Raw genomic sequence first — 16,080 nt, 5'->3', positions numbered from 1 at the left:
TTACGCGTCTACCGACACAACCGGCCAGCCGCATTGGCGAACTCTTGCCGCACAACTGGGTGCCAACCGCTTAAGTAGCTAACGCCGTTAACTCAGCAAGATGAGTTCCCCGGACGCTTACCGCCGATCTCATGAAATCCGCTTTTTATAACGCCTTGCTGCTGGCCATCTTTTTTACGGTTTTACCTGGCCGCATCATGCATGACGTGGTGTTTGGCGTATCGACAGCGGACGCCTCGCAGCAGGCTGTACCGTTATGGGCCTGGATACTGATCGGCGTGGCGCTGGTGAGCGGCGGGCGCTATGTATTGACGAGATCGAATGGGAAGTTATTATGGATAAGGCTTTCGCGTTCCGACAAGGATTCCGGCGCGACCAATCGCCAAAGCCACGGATGCTAAAGCCGAGGATAAAGCTGTGGGTAGATCGAAAGAGTGGACCCGCTCAGGTCACGCGCTTTTTCGATCTGACTTCATGATATCTTTCTAGAATTTGGTGCGAATCCCTACGCCCATCGTGTCGCCCCGAGACAGGTTGCTGACCTTGTCGCTGTAGTAGGCGGCATAAACATCGGTGCGCCTGGACAACTTGTAATCGTAACCAACGGCCCAGCTGTTGCGTTTGACATCACTGGCACCACTACTGCGTGTATAGCCATAGGAAGCCAGTACCTCGCCGCCGCCCAAGGGTACCGATACTCCTAGCTGACCTCCTTTCATGGAGATGTTGCCACTGCTGATGGTGTTCTTGATGTACTGAAACTGGCCAAACAGTTTTACCACATCGAAATCATAGGCAAGGCCGATCTGTGTTGCCTGTTGGTTCTTGAAACCGGCGATGATGCTGTCGAGATCGCCGGCTTTGTTGTTGAACTTGATTTGCTGGTAAGCGAGTGTCGCAGAAAATTCGCCATTAAAGTACATGGCGTTTGCACCCCATTTGTTATCGCCTGACTTTCCGGCTTCATCACTGAAGCCGTAGATCAGGTTTGCCGACAGGCCACTGAAGCTGGGCGTTGTGTATTTGACGGCGTTGCTCCATCCAGAGTCTCCGCTGACGCCTTGCCCTTGTAGTCCCATATAGGTATGAAAAACGGCCGGAGAGAACGTGTAGGAATCGCCGAAGGGATTGAACAGAATGGTAGAGAGAAAGTATGGCGTTGTGAGGCGGCCAACGGTCAATGTACCCACGTCATTGCTTTGCAGACCCACGTATGCGCTTCGGGAGAACAGCGGGTCGCCGTTGAAACGGCCTGCCTCCCCTGTCTGGGGTCGGAAGAATCCTTCGAGCGCGAAGATGGCATTGAAATCATTGGATAGTTGCTCATTGCCTTTCATTCCCCAGTACGACGTCGTCATGCCGCCGCCACCCTGAGCCCACAAGCGTCCGCTGGCGCCGGGCGGCTTGTGGAGTCCGACCCAGGCATCCACAAGTCCGTACAGTTGAACGCTGGATTGCGCAAATGCTGCACCGCTTGCGCAGAGTGTTGCGGCCAGCACGCCGCATGCCAATGCTGGCATTCTTAAAGTCATATTGTCTCCGTACTATTCTTATGTGTTTTGTTGTACCGCAGCCTCGTTGTTACGAGGAGGGGGCCTAAGCGGGCGTCGACGCGGAGATGATTGAACGCCTCGGGACAGGGCCCGCAGCATTAAGCGCCATCGCCAAGGATAGGACGGAATAAATTATCGCTTGATGGGAAAGCTTTTTAGGGTACGGAACAGTAATAGTGAGTATTTGAAAGGAGTGAACCTCGCAACGACGTAGTCGATGTACCCTGCCCATCGATTCGATGCGCGTGTCACAGTCTGCTCGCTTTGTTGTGCGCCAACGGGCATGCATCAGTGAGTACGCATCAGTGAGTACGCGTCAGTGGGTACGCATCAGTGGGTACGCGTCAGTGGGTATGCATCAGCGGGTATGCATCAGCGGGTATGCATCAGCGGATGTGCTTCAGTGGGGGCTGGATCTGACGTTTTTGGGGCCGGGCGCGTTGCGCGTTCCAGGTGCGTGAGCCAGGCCACGGCTTCCTGGGCGTTGGCTCCGCACATCTCAGCCGCAGGCTGCAAGCCTGCGCAGACCGCCGGACGGTCTGGGTGTCCGAAAATGCGGCAACGGTTATCCTCGGACAACTGAATACACCGTACGCCTGCAGGCTTGCCGTCCGGCATGCCTGGAATGGGGCTGGTGATGGACGGCGCGATACAGCAGGCGCCGCAATGAGGACGACAATTCATGCTGTTGGATAGTGATGCGGCTTGCCTGGTTTAGACATCCATATAGGGTTCGAACGTTCCGGTTGCGGGATTGCGCATGAAGAGTACGCCAGTTGCTACGCCAAAATAGGCGCCATGAATGAACAGTTTGCCTTGCTCAACCCGTTCACGTACGGTGGGGAAGGTGAGCAGGTTTTCCATGCTGTGTTCCACGACTGCCCATTCCAACTGCCGGATCCAGCTTTGGCGGTCGCCGGTGGGAGGGCCCAGGCGTTCTGCCACAGGCGCAATCTGCGACATCCATTTGCCGATGAAATTGCGCTTGGTCAGGGGCGGGGCGTTGTCCGCAAACGCTTTGACACCGCCGCAGCTTGCATGGCCCAGCACGACGATATGCTTGACTTCCAGCGCATTGACACCAAACTCAATGGCGGCGCTGGTTCCGTGGAATGACGTTTCCACATCGCTTTCGCAAGGCGGGACCAGGTTGGCAATATTGCGTATGACGAAGATTTCGCCAGGGCCCGCATCAAAAATGGTTTCGGGCGCCACTCTGGAATCGCCACAGCCGATGACCATGATTTCGGGATGTTGCCCTTTGGAGGCCAGCTCTTCGTATCGCTCGCGCTGTAGCGGCAGCTCTCCGTTCAGAAATGATTTATAGCCATCGGTCAGTCGTTGTGGAAACATGGATGAGTTCCTGGGTTCAGTTTGGTTGTTCATGATTTTATTCCAGCGCGGCCAGTCCTAAAGCCTCAGGTCCTTATCTTCGAGGCAGGGAGGATTAGCGATGAAAGGTCAGGGTGCGGCGTCAGCTAGAGTTGGGAGGAGTGGAAGCGAGGCTGTGATCCATCGTCAGCTAGAGTTGGGAGGAGTGGAAGCGAGGCTGTGATCCATCGTCAGCTAGAGTTGGGAGGAGTGGAAGCGAGGCTGTGATCCATCGTCAGCTAGAGTTGGGAGGAGTGAAAGCGAGGCTGTGATCCATCGTCAGCTAGAGTTGGGAGGAGTGGAAGCGAGGCTGTGATCCATCGTCAGCTAGAGTTGGGAGGAGTGAAAGCGAGGCTGTGATCCATCGTCAGCTCGAGCTGGCAGGAGTGAAAGCGAGGCTGTAATCCACCGTCAGCTCGAATTGTCAGGAGAAGGAGCGAGGATGTGATCCATCATTTGTATGGCGTAGGCAGGTAGTGCGTGTTTGGCGCGCACGCACAACAGCAGGTCTCGCGTGGCCCATGCGTCTGTGAGCGTGAGCCGCTTGATGCCTGCGGTTCTGGCATGACGGCGGGCGGCATTTTCGGGTACGACAGCGACCCCGATGCCCAGACCCACCATCCGGCAGATTGCGGTGATGCTGCGCAATCGTACTCGGTAGTTCAGCAGTTTTCCGATTTGGCGTGCGTGGAAAGTTATGTGTTCCTGCAGGGCGCTGCCTTCAATCAGGCCAACGAAGTCCTGATCAACGATGTCTTCCAGACTTGCCGATGTGTGCCTGGCGAGCGGATGTTGTTTGCTTACGATCAGCGCCAGAGGATCGGGTCGGAAATGATAGGTTTCCAACCCCTGAAGATTGGCCGAATCTGCGACGATGCCCATATCTGCCATGCCCATGCGAATGGCATCGGCGATTTCATAGCTCAGGCGCTCTTCTATATCGATGGAAATGCGCGGATGGCTGACGAGAAAGTCGCCCAGAATATCTGGGAGGTGTTCGCTCAGGGCCGAGGTGTTGCAAAGCAGGCGCACATGGCCCTTGAGGCCCTTGCCGTAATGATTGAGTTCGCCGCGCAGCCTGTCCATTTGTTGCAAGACGATATGCGCATGATGCATCAGCGTTCGACCTGCGGGTGTCAATTGGACACCGCGGCGCTTGCGCACAAGCAGCGCTATGCCGAGTGCGCTTTCCATGCCTTTGATGCGTTCGCTGGCCGAGGCCAGCGTCATATGCGAACGGCTGGCGCCGCCTGTGATCGTGCCGGCTTCGTAGATATTCAGGAAAAGCCGTAGATCAGTGAGGTCGAAGCGCATGGCGAAAATGATAGCATATTCTGCCTCAGGTAGTGCCTGAGGCAGAGTTTGATACTTCCCGATGGGAAAATGCCGACTTTGGCGCCAGAATGGTTTGTAGTGATGGTTCTGTAAAACGGTTCTCTAAACCCAATCAGGAGTGGACTGTGCCATGGTGATGGATTCTTGGGTGCTGGTGCTTGGCGTCTTTGTGTTTGCGGGCGTGGTCAAGGGCGTGGTGGGCCTGGGCTTGCCGACGATCTCCATGGCAGTACTGTCGCTGTTCATGGCGCCGGCACAGGCCGCGGCGCTGCTTGTGATGCCTTCTTTGGTCACCAATGTCTGGCAGGCAGGCCCACCGGGATCGGTATGGACGGTGCTCCGGCGGATAGGCGGGATGCAATGGGGCATCGTCGTGGGCACACTGGTCGGTGCCAAGTTGCTGGGCGCTCCCGCGGGCGCTTGGGCGTCCGCATCGCTGGGGCTGGCCTTGATCGCGTATGGCGCCTGGGGTTTGTCAGGCCGGTCTTTTTCTGTGACCGCAGGCCAGGATAAATGGCTGGGTCCGATCATCGGCGCGCTAACCGGCATGGTGACCGCCGCAACGGGCGTCTTCGTGGTTCCGGCCGTACCTTATCTGGGCGCGTTGGGGCTTGGGCGGGATGCGTTGATTCAGGCCATGGGTATTTCATTCACGGTTTCCACAGTGGCGCTGGCAGCCGGGTTGTGGATGAACGACAGCTATTCACTGGGCGCTGCGGGTGCATCGTTCTTCATGTTAATCCCGGCGCTGGCTGGCATGTACCTTGGGCAGTTGTTGAGGAAGTCACTGTCTCCAGCGCTTTTCCGTCGATGTTTTCTGTGGAGTATTGCGATGCTCGGCGGATACCTGCTGGTAAACGCTTGTTTGGCATGAGCAGGGTATGAAACCCTCTGCGCTTGAGCATATAGTTGAGCCATGGACAAGCGCCAGCATGCCATGCCTGCAGCATTGACCGCAGGCACGGCCATTGCTGGCGCTGCCCAGATGGCATCAATGTCGATGTTCATGTTCGAGACTGGCGTCAATACCTCAATTTTGGAGATCGGAAATGAATACTGGTAGCAGCAGTTTGAAGGTCATGATTAAACATACCCTGACAGCAGCATGCCTGTGCGTGGGTGCAGCGGCGCAAGCCGACATTACAGTTCCCATGGCGTTGGCCACTGAGCAGGGGCCGGGCACAGAGATAGGCAAGGTGGTTATTTCCGAAACCAGGTATGGCTTGGTTTTCACGCCGGCATTGAATGGTCTGGAGCCGGGCATCCATGGGTTCCATGTTCATGAGAATCCGAGCTGCGATGCGCAGGAGAAGGATGGAAAGCGGACGCCAGCCGGCGCCGCAGGTGGGCATCTGGATCCCGACAAAACGGGCAAGCATGGATTCCCGTGGGGAGATGGCCATCTGGGCGATTTGCCTGCGTTGTATGTCGACGCGGACGGTAGCGCAACGAACCCGGTGCTCGCTCCCCGGTTGACCAAGCTTGATCAGGTTTCAGGGCGTGCGCTGATGGTGCACAAAGGTGGGGACAACCATGCAGACCATCCTGCGCCGCTGGGCGGTGGGGGTGGACGCATGGCCTGCGGCGTGATCAAGTAAGGGGCGCCAGGGCTTGTTCCAGAACCCGGGCTACATGGATGGCACGGCGTTCGCCATGTGCCCGGGTGCCATCTGCAATCTGGTGTCGACAACTGGTACCGTCGGCGATCAGCAGCGTGTCGGCATCGGCTGCGCGTACCGTCGGCAGCAAGGACAGTTCCGCCATTTTCATCGACACGTCGTAGTGGTTTGCATCGTAGCCGAAGCTGCCGGCCATGCCGCAACAACTGGACTCGATTTGCTGGACGTGAAGATCGGGTATGAGCGACAGAATGCGCAGAGTTGGTTTCACCGCATCAAATGCTTTCTGATGGCAATGGCCATGCAGCAATGCGTGTTTTTGCCGAAGCGGATGTAAAGTGAGACTGAGTCGTTGGGCGTCCAGTTCTTTCGCCAGAAACTCCTCGAAAAGAAATGCGTGCTTGGCCAGTGCGTCCGCCTGGCTACCCAGCCCCATCACCAGAAACTCATCACGCAGGCTTAGCAGGCAGGAGGGTTCCAGGCCCACGATGGGTATCTCGCGTTCGATGTACGGACCCAGCGCCTGCAGTACACGCTGGGCTTCGTGGCGTGCGTGGTCGATCAGGCCGCTGGCCAGGTAGGTACGCCCGCAGCATAGCGGTCTGTTTGGTTGGCTATCGTTGGCGCTGGCGCGAGCGACATGCACGCGATAGCCCGCAGCCTGGAGCACCCGGAGGGCGGCATGGGCATTCTCGGATTCAAAATAATTGTTGAACGTATCGGCGAAGAGGACGACATCCGCATGCTCGGCATCGACTGATACCGCGCTGCCCAGGAAGGAATTGCGCCGCCAGGCTGGCAGCGTGCGCTTTGCGGAAAATCCAAGCAGCTTTTCCATCAGCATAGCTGCCCCGGGCACATTATTGCGCAGGTTGGCCAGCCATGGCATGCGCGCGGCCCAGGGCGCCCAGCGTGGAAGTGTGGCGATCAGCCTGTCTTTCAGCGCGAGACCGTGCTTGAGCTGCCTTTGGTGCATGACTTCAATTTTCATGCGTGCCATGTCGACGCCTGTTGGACAATCGCGCTTGCATCCCTTGCAGCTCACGCATAAATCCAGGCTTTCCCGGACGGCGTCGGATGCGAGCGCGTCGGCGCCAAGCTGCCCCGATAGTGCAAGGCGCAAGGTGTTGGCTCGGCCGCGCGTCAAATGCTTTTCGTCGCGGGTGACGCGATAGCTGGGACACATGGTGCCGGCATCGAACTTGCGGCAATGCCCATTGTTATTGCACATCTCCACGGCTTTGGCCAAGCCGCCTGTGGGGTCGCTCCCGGATCCAGGCGCGCCGGTGGACTGGATGGATGGATCGCTGGTTACGTTCCATGGCGACCAGTCCAGAGCAGGTGTGATGGAGATGGTTCGATAGGTGGGCGGAAAGCGGAACAGAGACGTATCGTCCATGGCGCTGCAACGGACGATTTTGCCTGGATTCATCAATCCGTCCGGGTCAAAGCTATCTTTTACTTGCTCGAACGCGCGGGTGAGCCGCGGACCGAATTGCCAGCCCACCCATTCGCTGCGCACCAGCCCGTCGCCGTGTTCGCCCGAGAACGCACCCTTGTATTCACGCACCATGGCTGCGGCTTCCTCGGCGATGGCGCGCATCTGCGCGGCGCCGTTCCGTCGCATGTCAAGAATGGGCCGTACGTGTAGCGTTCCCACAGAGGCGTGGGCATACCAGGTGCCGCGGGTGCCGTGCTTGTGAAAGACCTCGGTGAGCCGACTGGTGTACTCGGCCAGATGTTCAAGAGGAACTGCGCAATCCTCGATAAAGGATACAGGCTTGCCGTCGCCTCGCATACTCATCATGATGTTGAGCCCGGATTTTCGTACGTCCCACAAGGCTTTTTGCTCTGCAGCGCCGGTCATTTGCACGACGGCATCGGGCAAACCCAGATCGGCCATGAGTTCCACCAGACGTTTGAGATTGCTGATGTCTTGATCTGGCTTGTCGCTGGAGAACTCGACCAGCAAAATGGCGTCCGGTTCTCCGATCAAGGCCTTGTCGATGACTGGACGGAAGGCCGGATTGCTGCGTGCCAGGTCTATCATCGTCCGGTCCACGAGCTCGACGGCACAGGGGCCCAATTCGACAATATGGCGTGTCATGTCCATGGCCTGATAAAAGGTCGGAAAATTGACGACGCCCAGCATCTTGCTGGCGGGCAGAGGAACAAGCCGCAGGGTGATTTGCCGCGTATAGGCCAGCGTACCTTCGCTGCCCACCAGCAAATGCGCCATATTGATACTGCCCGGCGGGCCGTAAGGGCGAGGCCCTTGAGGACGATAGATGTCGAGGTTGTAGCCGCCAACGCGGCGCAGCACCGCCGGTACGCGTTCGGCGATTTCGTCGTGTTCGCGCTGGGCAATGTCCGCTACAGTCTGCAAGATATCGCGCACCCGCTTCGGTGCATGGTTCATGCGATGAACGTCCGCAAAACAGGCTTTGGTGCCGTCCATGAGCAGCGCGTCGATGCTTTCGACGTTGTGCACCATGTTGCCATAGGCAATAGACCGAGAGCCACAGGAGTTGTTGCCTGCCATGCCGCCAATCGTGCATTGGGCTGCGGTGCTGACGTCAACCGGAAACCAGAGTCCGTGCGGCCGCAGCCATGCATTGAGATGATCGAGCACGATGCCTGGCTGCACCGTGACAGTCATGGCTTCCGGGTCGAAGTCTGTAATCTGGTTCAGATACTTGCTATTGTCGATGACGAGGGCTGCGCCGACCGTCTGACCGCATTGCGAGGTGCCAGCGCCGCGCGGCAATACCGGCATCTGCAGTTCCTGGCACAGTTCGAGCGCAGCGACGACATCTTCGCTGGTACGTGGAATCAGGACTCCCACCGGGTCGATTTGATAAATGGAAGCATCGGTGGCGTACCTTCCCCTGTCCGCCGCGCCAAACAATACTTCGCCGGCAACAACGTTTTTCAGGCGCGCAGCCAGCGCTTGCTGTTTGGCGTGCTGAAGGTGAATGCCGGAGGGTGGGTGTGGCGCGTTCATTGAGGATCCTGATAGGTGCAGTGAGTGGTGGAGATACTAGCCGTGATGAGGCGGCAGCGCTTGCCGCAGTCCTTCGAGCACAGCTTCACCCTTGCGGCGCAGATGGTTGCGCATGATGGTTGCCAGCCGTGGCCCATCGCGTGCCTCGAGCGCATCGACCATATCGGCATGTTCCCGCATGGCCGCGTCCCATTTGTCCTGATTCAGATTAGACCGAAATCGCAGATTCTGCAGGCGCAAATTGATGTTCTTGTAAACCTGCGAGAGCAGGGTGTTATGGCTCGCGGTGTTGATGCGGTCATGAATTTCGCGATTGACGTGATAGTAGGAAGATAGATCGCCTCGCGCGTGGCAGGCTTGCATCTCGAACGTCAAGGCGCGCAATTCGATGACCTCCTGATTGGTAATGCGTTGACAGGCGAGCTCGCCCGAGAGTGCTTCCAGGGCTCCCATGACTTCAAAGCTTTCGCGGATGTCATGCTCCGACAAAGAGACAACCTGCGCGCTGCGGTTGGGTTGCAGGGTGATCAGCCCGTCGGCGTTGAGCAGGCGAAAGGCCTCGCGTAGCGGGGTGCGTGACACCTGCAGCCGATCGCACAGCAGCCTTTCGTTGAGCCGGGCGCCCGAAACGAGCTCGCCCTCGATGATCATTTCCCGCAGGCGATCCGCGATAGCGGTAGGCAGCGTGCGCCTGTCGATCGCAGGGGGGCTGGCCTCGACTGCAGGGCTGCGAGCGGCTGCAGGGTCGTCGTCCTCTATTCTGATCATTAGGTATACCAAAATATTTTCTTCAAATCAGATTTTACTTGCTAAGAGTGGTATTGGATGAGTATTATTTCTCAATGTTGGAATTTTGTATACCAAAATAACTAGGAGCAGGGCATGATTCCCCTACAGTCACATCCGTCTGGTCGCCATTTTCTGCAGATCCCGGGACCGTCCAATGTGCCGGACCGCGTGCTCCGCGCCATCGATAACGTGACGATTGACCATCGCGGGCCCGAGTTTGGTGTGATGGGCAAGGCCGTGCTTTCGGGCATGAAGAAGATTTTCAAGACCGAAGGCGATGTGGTGATATATCCCGCCTCGGGTACGGGGGCGTGGGAGGCTGCGCTGGTTAACACGCTGTCGCCTGGCGATGAGGTCTTGATGGCCGAGACGGGGCATTTTGCGATGCTCTGGAAAAAAATGGCCGAGAGACTGGGCCTGAAGGTGACGTTCATGGATGGCGACTGGCGCCATGGCGCCGACCCCGCACAAGTGCAGACGCTGCTGGAAAGTGATCAAGCGCATCGCTATAAGGCAGTGTGTGTCGTGCACAATGAAACCGCAACCGGTGTCGTGACAGATGTGCAGGCAATACGTCAGGCAATCGATGCCAGTGGGCATCCCGCGCTGTTGATGGTTGACACGATTTCGTCGCTTGGCTCCATTGATTACAGGCATGATGAATGGGGGGTTGACGTTACAGTGTCTGGTTCGCAAAAGGGATTGATGTTGCCGCCAGGGTTGTCTTTCAATGCGATCAGTGCAAAGGCGCTGGCGGCGTCCGACAAGGCCGGCCTGCGCAGATCGTATTGGGATTGGAAGGAGATGCTGGCGATTAACCCGAGTGGTTATTTTCCTTACACGCCTGCCACCAACTTGTTGTATGGCCTGCATGAGGCGTTGGAAATGCTGTTCGAGGAGGGCCTGGACAATGTTTTCGCGCGGCACCGTCGCCATGGCGAAGCGACCCGCGCCGCGGTGCAGGCTTGGGGGCTGGAAGTCCTGTGCCGTGATCCTGCGCAATACAGTTCGGTGCTGACCGCAGTGATCATGCCCGAGGGGCATTCGGCGGATGCGTTTCGCAAGACCGTACTGCAGCATTTCAACATGTCACTGGGTCAGGGGCTCAGCAAGCTGTCCGGCAAGGTATTTCGCATAGGGCACCTTGGCTATTTCAATGATTTGACGCTGTGCGGCACGTTGGCAGGCATTGAGATGGGCCTGGAACTGGCGGGCGTGCCCTATCAGAAGGGAGGGGTTCAGGCGGCGATGGCCTCACTGGCGCAGTCAAGTTCGCCCTTTGAGCAGAAAGCAGTAAAGGCTGCATAGACAGCATAGCGAATGGCCCGAAAGCAATAAAGACAGGGCCATCGTGCAGTGACCACAAGGCTCGCATATCGCTGCTCCGCTGGAGCGGTTCCGTAGCACGAACTGGAGGAGACACACATGAAAAAAGCTATCCGCAGGTTGTCTGGAAAGTCCTGCACAGTACTCCCATTATTTCTTCTGGCTGCGCTTGGCGCATCGCCTGCCCAAGCCTGGGAACCTACGCGCAACGTTGAGATCATTGTCCCCGCCGGCGCCGGTGGAGCCTCCGACCAGATGGCGCGGACGATACAAAGCATTATTCTCAAACACAAGCTCATGAAGCAGTCCACGCTTGTGCTGAACAAGGGTGGCGCAAGCGGGGCGGAGGGCATCATGGATACCAAGGCTTCAGCGGGTAATCCGCACAAGCTGATGGTGGCTTTCTCTGCGATCTATACCTTGCCTATCGCCGTCAAGCTTCCATTCAACTGGCGCGATCTGAACCCCGTTGCCATGATCGCCAAGGACGAATTTCTGTTGTGGACCAATGCCGAGGCAGGCTACAAAACGGCCAAGGACTATCTTGACGCCGTAAAGGCCAAGCCGGCAGGCAGCTTCAAAATGGGCGGCACGGGCGCCAAGCGTGAAGACCAGATCATTACCGTGGCGCTCGAAAAAGCGGCGGGCGTCGATTTTACCTACGTGCCTTACAAGAGTGGCGGTGAGGCCGCGACGCAGCTCGTCGGCAAGCACACAGACTCCAACGTCAATAATCCAAGTGAAAACATTGCCCAGTGGCGGGCGGGGCAGGTGACCGCCTTGTGTGTATTCTCGGACGAGCGCATGCCCTACCAGGAGAAAGTGGCCGGCGATTTGTCGTGGTCCGATATTCCGACCTGCAAGGAATCCGGTTACGACGTGGAGTACCAGATGCTGCGCGGCTTTTTCCTGCCACCCAATACGACGCCAGAGCAGGCGCAGTACTACGCTGATGTGCTCAAGAAGGTGAGCGAAACCCAGGAGTGGAAAGACTATCTGGCCAAGCAGGCCTTGAATGGCCAATACCTGACTGGCAAGGATTTTGTGGCCTTTCTGGAGAAGGATGAAGACTATCACGAGACCCTGATGAACGAAGCCGGCCTCGCCGCCAAGTAACGGATCTGAAAGGGAGCTTCGAATGGAGCAGAAGTCGACAGAAGACAGTCCGCCGCAAGGCGGGCTGACTCATTTCGCTGTGGATGCGATCACTGCGGTCGTCGTATTCCTGATTGGTGTGGTCATGATCGTGGACAACTCGCGCCTGGGCGTGACTTGGGGCGACAACGGGCCAGAGTCGGGGTATTTTCCGTACCACATCGGCATCATCCTGTGCATTGCGAGTGCGGCGGTGCTGGCGCAGTCGCTGTTTGGAAAACGGCGCAATCGCGAGGTGTTCGTTACATGGGATCGTTTTCGCCTCGTGCTGCTGGTTCTGCTTCCCACTGCGCTTTATGTGTTGCTGATTCAGTTTCTCGGCATCTACGTTGCGTCTGCGCTGTTCATCGCCGGTTTCATGCGCCTGTTGGGGAAAATCGGCTGGCTCAAGACGGTACTGATCAGCCTCGGCGTTACCTTGCTTTTGTTCTGGATGTTCGAGGTTCAGTTCATGGTGCCGCTGCCCAAAGGGCCGCTTGAAACTTATCTGGGCTACTGATGCAGCAAAGGGAGAATGTACGTGGATGAACTCGGCGCTTTGTTTCACGGATTTGCAACGGTCCTGAGTTGGTACAACATTGGGATGATGTTGATAGGCCTGGTATTGGGCGTGGTGATCGGCGTATTGCCTGGGCTGGGCGGACCCAATGGCGTAGCCATACTGCTTCCGCTGACGTTCACCATGCCGCCCACCTCGGCCATCATTATGTTGTCCTGCATTTATTGGGGCTCGTTGTTCGCAGGCGCAATCACATCCATACTCTTCAACATACCGGGAGAGACATCGTCCGTTGCGACCACGTTCGATGGCTATCCGTTGGCGCAGCAGGGCAAGGCCGGACAGGCATTGACTGCGTCGTTCACCGGCTCGTTCTTCGGTGCGCTCTCGGGTGTGTTGCTGATTACCTTTCTGGCGCCCATGGTGTCGCGCTTTGCCTTGCGGTTCGGGCCGGCAGAATTCTTTGCCGTGTTCCTGCTGACCTTTTGCAGTTTTGTCGGCACTGACAGAAAGACACCCTTCAAAACCGTAATTTCCATGATGCTTGGGTTTGGGCTGGCGGCCATCGGCATGGATACCGTAAGCGGCGGCCTGCGCATGACATTCGGCTGGTCTGAATTGTTGCGAGGGGTTGATTTTCTGGTGGTTGTGATTGGCCTCTTCGGCATTGGCGAAATTCTGGTCAGCATGGAAGAAGGGCTGAAATTCGAGGGCAAGAGCGGCAAGATCAATCTGAAGGTGGTGTTGCAGACTTGGCGGATGATGCCCAAATACTGGGTAACGCTTGTACGCAGTACAGTGGTGGGCTGCTGGATGGGTGTCACGCCCGGCGGCGCCACGGCTGCTTCGTTCATGGGGTATGGCTTGGCCCAGCGGTTTTCACGCAATGGGCATAAATTCGGTACGGGCGAACTGGAGGGGGTTGTTGCGCCTGAAACCGCCGCGCATGCGTCGGGAACATCGGCATTGCTGCCTATGCTTGCGTTGGGTATTCCTGGTTCTGCCACGGCAGCAGTGTTGCTGGGCGGATTGATGATATGGGGGCTTCAGCCCGGGCCGCTGCTTTTTGTGGAGCAGAAAGAGTTTGTCTGGGGTCTGATCGCCAGCATGTACCTGGGTAATTTTGTCGGGCTCATTATTGTGCTGAGTACTGTGCCCCTGTTTGCGGCCATACTGCGCATACCATTTGCCATCGTGGCGCCCATCATTATTGTGGTTTGCGCCATTGGTGCATATTCGGTGAACAACGCGATGCTTGATGTCTGGTTCATGCTGTTGTTTGGCGTGATCGGCTATGTGCTCAAAAAGCTGTCCTATCCACTGGCGCCAATGATACTGGCGCTTGTGTTGGGGGATCGCATGGAAGATGCCTTCCGTCAGTCCATGCTTGGACCTGGAACCGGCCTGCATCTTTTCTGGGCGAATTCACTGGTGGGTACGATCACCACCCTGGCCATCATCATGCTTTTCTGGCCTTTGCTGGTGCTGGCATGGAAAGGCGTGCGCAGAATGACAGGAGGCCCCAAAGGCCCGCCACCCGCTCGACCGGTTGATGATGCGGGGGCTGCGAGATAATGCACAGAAAATCTGATGTTCCGACCCCTGGCGAGTCCACTCACACTGGGCCCCTCGCGGGTATGCGCGTCCTGGAGCTTGCGCAGATCATGGCAGGACCAACCTGCGGAATGATGCTGGCCGATATGGGCGCCGACGTCGTCAAGGTGGAGAAACTGCCTGGTGGTGATGATTCACGCGGGTATCGGGAGCCACGCGTCAACGGGGTATCGGCGCCGTTCATGATATTGAATCGCAACAAACGCGGTATTGCGCTCAATTTGAAGAAGCCGCAGGGGCGGGAGATCCTGCTGCGCATGGTGCGTGACGCCGATGTGCTGACAGAAAACTATCGACGCGGCACTCTGGAGAAACTAGGCCTGGGCTATGACGTATTGTCTGGCGTCAACCCAGGTTTGATTTATTGCGCCGTGTCGGGCTACGGCAGGGATGGGCCTTACGGCGATAAGGCCGGCTTTGACCTGATTGCCCAAGGGTTTACCGGCTTGATGTCGATCACTGGCGAGCCGGGCAGGCCACCCGTCAAGACAGGAAACTCCATTGCCGATATCAACGCGGGCATCCTGGCAACCGTAGGCATTATCGCGGCTTACGTTCACAAGCTGCGAACTGGCGAGGGCCAGGTTGTCGATACTTCGCTGATGGAGGCAGGCCTTCAGCAAACGTACTGGCATGCAGCCATGTACTTTGCGACCGGCCAGTCTCCTGCCCCGACAGGATCCGCACACCTTCTGGCCGCACCCTATCAGGCGTTTCGCGTGGCGGATGGCTGGATCAATATTGGCGGCGCCAATCAGGCCAATTGGGAACGTATCGCCCTGGTGCTGGGACATCCCGAGTGGTGTGCAGATGCCCGCTACGCCAGCAATACGGCCCGCATGGAGAATCTGGATAGCCTGGTTCAGGATATGGAGCGTGTATTGATTCAGTACGATCAAGCGCACTGGCTGAGCGCGTTTGATCAGGCAGGCGTGCCGGTCGGCCCGGTCCATTCCATTGCCCAGGCACTCTCGCATCCGCAGGCCAAGGCACGGGGCATGGTGGTGGAACTGAACCACCCTGAAGCCGGGCTGACCCAGTCACTCGGATGTCCTGTTCACTTTTCGAAAACGCCCACTCAGGTCACCAGACCTGCGCCTATGTTGGGCGAGCATACTCGGGAGTTGCTGACAGGGTATGGGTATAGTCAGGCCGAAATAGATGCATTTATTGATGAGGGGGTCGTGGAGACGCCCAAGGCTTCCATGGCCTCCTGATTCTGCATTGTTCGATTCGAGTCATGCCGCCAGGGCGGCACCGCTGTGCAACAGCCCGGTAAGCCGGACTGTTGCATTTTTTTTCTGGCCGGGGGCATTTTTTCGTTGCGCAGAAATTTTATGTGTGTGAAAATAATTACACATATATAAAATTTAGAGATGTGTAATGAATAAGCCCGCATGGATAGTGCGCGAGCAGGATGTCGAGGGATACTCACCTGCCAATCATCGTGGCACGGTCAATCGGCGACTCATCGGCCCAGATACCGTTGGCGCGCGGCAGGTAGAAGTATTGGTCGGCACGATAGAAAAAAACCAGGGGGCGTTGCCACATGCGCACCCGAATATAGAACAGGTGTGCTATTTGCTTTCCGGCTCTGCAATCGTTGAGGTGGAGGGTGAGCGGGGGGAGTTGCGGCCAGGCGACTGCTGCTATTTTCCGCCGGACAAAAAACACATTTTTACGGTCACCAGCGATGAGCCGGCCAGAGTGTTGGTGATTTATACCCCGCCTTACGAGGAAAACCCCGATCGGGTCATGCGCTAAGGCCCCTTGGGAAACACGATTCTACGATCGGCCAATCACGCCGGCAAAGGA

16 protein-coding genes are annotated in these 16,080 nt (G+C 57.3%); 10 read left to right on the top strand and 6 right to left on the bottom strand.

Annotation, left to right across the window (positions count from 1 at the left end; genetic code table 11):
• Positions 1–131 precede the first annotated feature (131 nt).
• Positions 132–401, top strand: a complete 270-nt coding sequence (locus tag ERE07_RS12135) for a DUF2306 domain-containing protein (RefSeq protein ID WP_130009085.1) — start codon at positions 132–134, stop codon at positions 399–401.
• Between the two features lie 84 nt (positions 402–485).
• Here the strand turns inward: ERE07_RS12135 and ERE07_RS12130 are convergent, their stop codons facing one another.
• From ERE07_RS12130 to ERE07_RS12115, 4 genes are all read right to left on the bottom strand, one after another.
• Positions 486–1,532, bottom strand: coding sequence for a porin (locus tag ERE07_RS12130; protein WP_130009084.1), 1,047 nt, complete (start codon positions 1,530–1,532; stop codon positions 486–488).
• A 393-nt stretch (positions 1,533–1,925) separates the two neighbouring features.
• A complete protein-coding gene (locus tag ERE07_RS12125; RefSeq protein ID WP_130009083.1) occupies positions 1,926–2,237 on the bottom strand; it encodes a YkgJ family cysteine cluster protein in 312 nt (103 codons plus the stop codon).
• A gap of 30 nt (positions 2,238–2,267) precedes the next feature.
• On the bottom strand, positions 2,268–2,906 hold the full coding sequence (locus ERE07_RS12120) for a carbonic anhydrase (RefSeq protein ID WP_130009111.1): 639 nt from the start codon (positions 2,904–2,906) through the stop codon (positions 2,268–2,270).
• Between the two features lie 429 nt (positions 2,907–3,335).
• Complete coding sequence (locus tag ERE07_RS12115) at positions 3,336–4,238, bottom strand: LysR family transcriptional regulator (RefSeq protein ID WP_130009082.1); 903 nt, start codon at positions 4,236–4,238, stop codon at positions 3,336–3,338.
• A 151-nt stretch (positions 4,239–4,389) separates the two neighbouring features.
• On the opposite strand from ERE07_RS12115, the gene ERE07_RS12110 reads away from it, so the two are divergent.
• The 3 genes from ERE07_RS12110 to sodC are packed head-to-tail and all read left to right on the top strand — an operon-like array spanning position 4,390 to position 5,857.
• Complete coding sequence (locus ERE07_RS12110; protein WP_130009081.1) at positions 4,390–5,133, top strand: sulfite exporter TauE/SafE family protein; 744 nt, start codon at positions 4,390–4,392, stop codon at positions 5,131–5,133.
• A 42-nt stretch (positions 5,134–5,175) separates the two neighbouring features.
• Complete coding sequence (locus tag ERE07_RS21700; RefSeq protein WP_167670862.1) at positions 5,176–5,322, top strand: hypothetical protein; 147 nt, start codon at positions 5,176–5,178, stop codon at positions 5,320–5,322.
• Between the two features lie 16 nt (positions 5,323–5,338).
• The gene (sodC, locus tag ERE07_RS12105; RefSeq protein ID WP_130009080.1) at positions 5,339–5,857 is read left to right on the top strand and encodes a superoxide dismutase family protein; all 519 of its coding nucleotides are present in this window, start codon (positions 5,339–5,341) and stop codon (positions 5,855–5,857) included.
• Here sodC and ERE07_RS12100 read toward each other — a convergent pair.
• Both ERE07_RS12100 and ERE07_RS12095 read right to left on the bottom strand, forming a co-directional pair.
• Positions 5,850–8,882 carry an FAD-binding and (Fe-S)-binding domain-containing protein gene (locus ERE07_RS12100; RefSeq protein ID WP_130009079.1) on the bottom strand — a complete coding sequence of 1,011 codons (3,033 nt, stop codon included), beginning with the start codon at positions 8,880–8,882 and terminating at the stop codon, positions 5,850–5,852. The genes sodC and ERE07_RS12100 overlap by 8 nt on opposite strands.
• 36 nt (positions 8,883–8,918) lie before the next feature.
• Complete coding sequence (locus ERE07_RS12095) at positions 8,919–9,650, bottom strand: GntR family transcriptional regulator (RefSeq protein WP_130009078.1); 732 nt, start codon at positions 9,648–9,650, stop codon at positions 8,919–8,921.
• 114 nt (positions 9,651–9,764) lie between these two features.
• Here ERE07_RS12095 and ERE07_RS12090 point away from each other — a divergent pair, with 114 nt between their 5' ends.
• The 6 genes from ERE07_RS12090 (at position 9,765) to ERE07_RS12065 (ending at position 16,029) form a co-directional block, all read left to right on the top strand.
• Complete coding sequence (locus tag ERE07_RS12090; RefSeq protein WP_130009077.1) at positions 9,765–10,979, top strand: pyridoxal-phosphate-dependent aminotransferase family protein; 1,215 nt, start codon at positions 9,765–9,767, stop codon at positions 10,977–10,979.
• A 117-nt stretch (positions 10,980–11,096) separates the two neighbouring features.
• Complete coding sequence (locus ERE07_RS12085) at positions 11,097–12,113, top strand: Bug family tripartite tricarboxylate transporter substrate binding protein (RefSeq protein ID WP_130009076.1); 1,017 nt, start codon at positions 11,097–11,099, stop codon at positions 12,111–12,113.
• A 22-nt stretch (positions 12,114–12,135) separates the two neighbouring features.
• Positions 12,136–12,651: a tripartite tricarboxylate transporter TctB family protein gene (locus ERE07_RS12080; protein WP_130009075.1), complete on the top strand. Its 516-nt coding sequence runs from the start codon at positions 12,136–12,138 to the stop codon at positions 12,649–12,651.
• A 21-nt stretch (positions 12,652–12,672) separates the two neighbouring features.
• On the top strand, positions 12,673–14,226 hold the full coding sequence (locus ERE07_RS12075) for a tripartite tricarboxylate transporter permease (protein ID WP_245153678.1): 1,554 nt from the start codon (positions 12,673–12,675) through the stop codon (positions 14,224–14,226).
• A gap of 62 nt (positions 14,227–14,288) precedes the next feature.
• Positions 14,289–15,482: a CaiB/BaiF CoA transferase family protein gene (locus tag ERE07_RS12070; protein ID WP_130009109.1), complete on the top strand. Its 1,194-nt coding sequence runs from the start codon at positions 14,289–14,291 to the stop codon at positions 15,480–15,482.
• Positions 15,483–15,648: 166 nt separating this feature from the next.
• Positions 15,649–16,029, top strand: coding sequence for a cupin domain-containing protein (locus tag ERE07_RS12065; RefSeq protein ID WP_130009074.1), 381 nt, complete (start codon positions 15,649–15,651; stop codon positions 16,027–16,029).
• Positions 16,030–16,080: the final 51 nt, after the last annotated feature.

The sequence above is a fragment of the Allopusillimonas ginsengisoli genome (genome assembly GCF_004153455.1).
In the GTDB taxonomy this organism is placed as follows: Bacteria; Pseudomonadota; Gammaproteobacteria; order Burkholderiales; family Burkholderiaceae_B; genus Allopusillimonas; species Allopusillimonas ginsengisoli.
The sequence above is the reverse complement of the archived record's forward strand: the minus strand, read 5'-3'. Positions and strand labels throughout refer to the sequence as shown.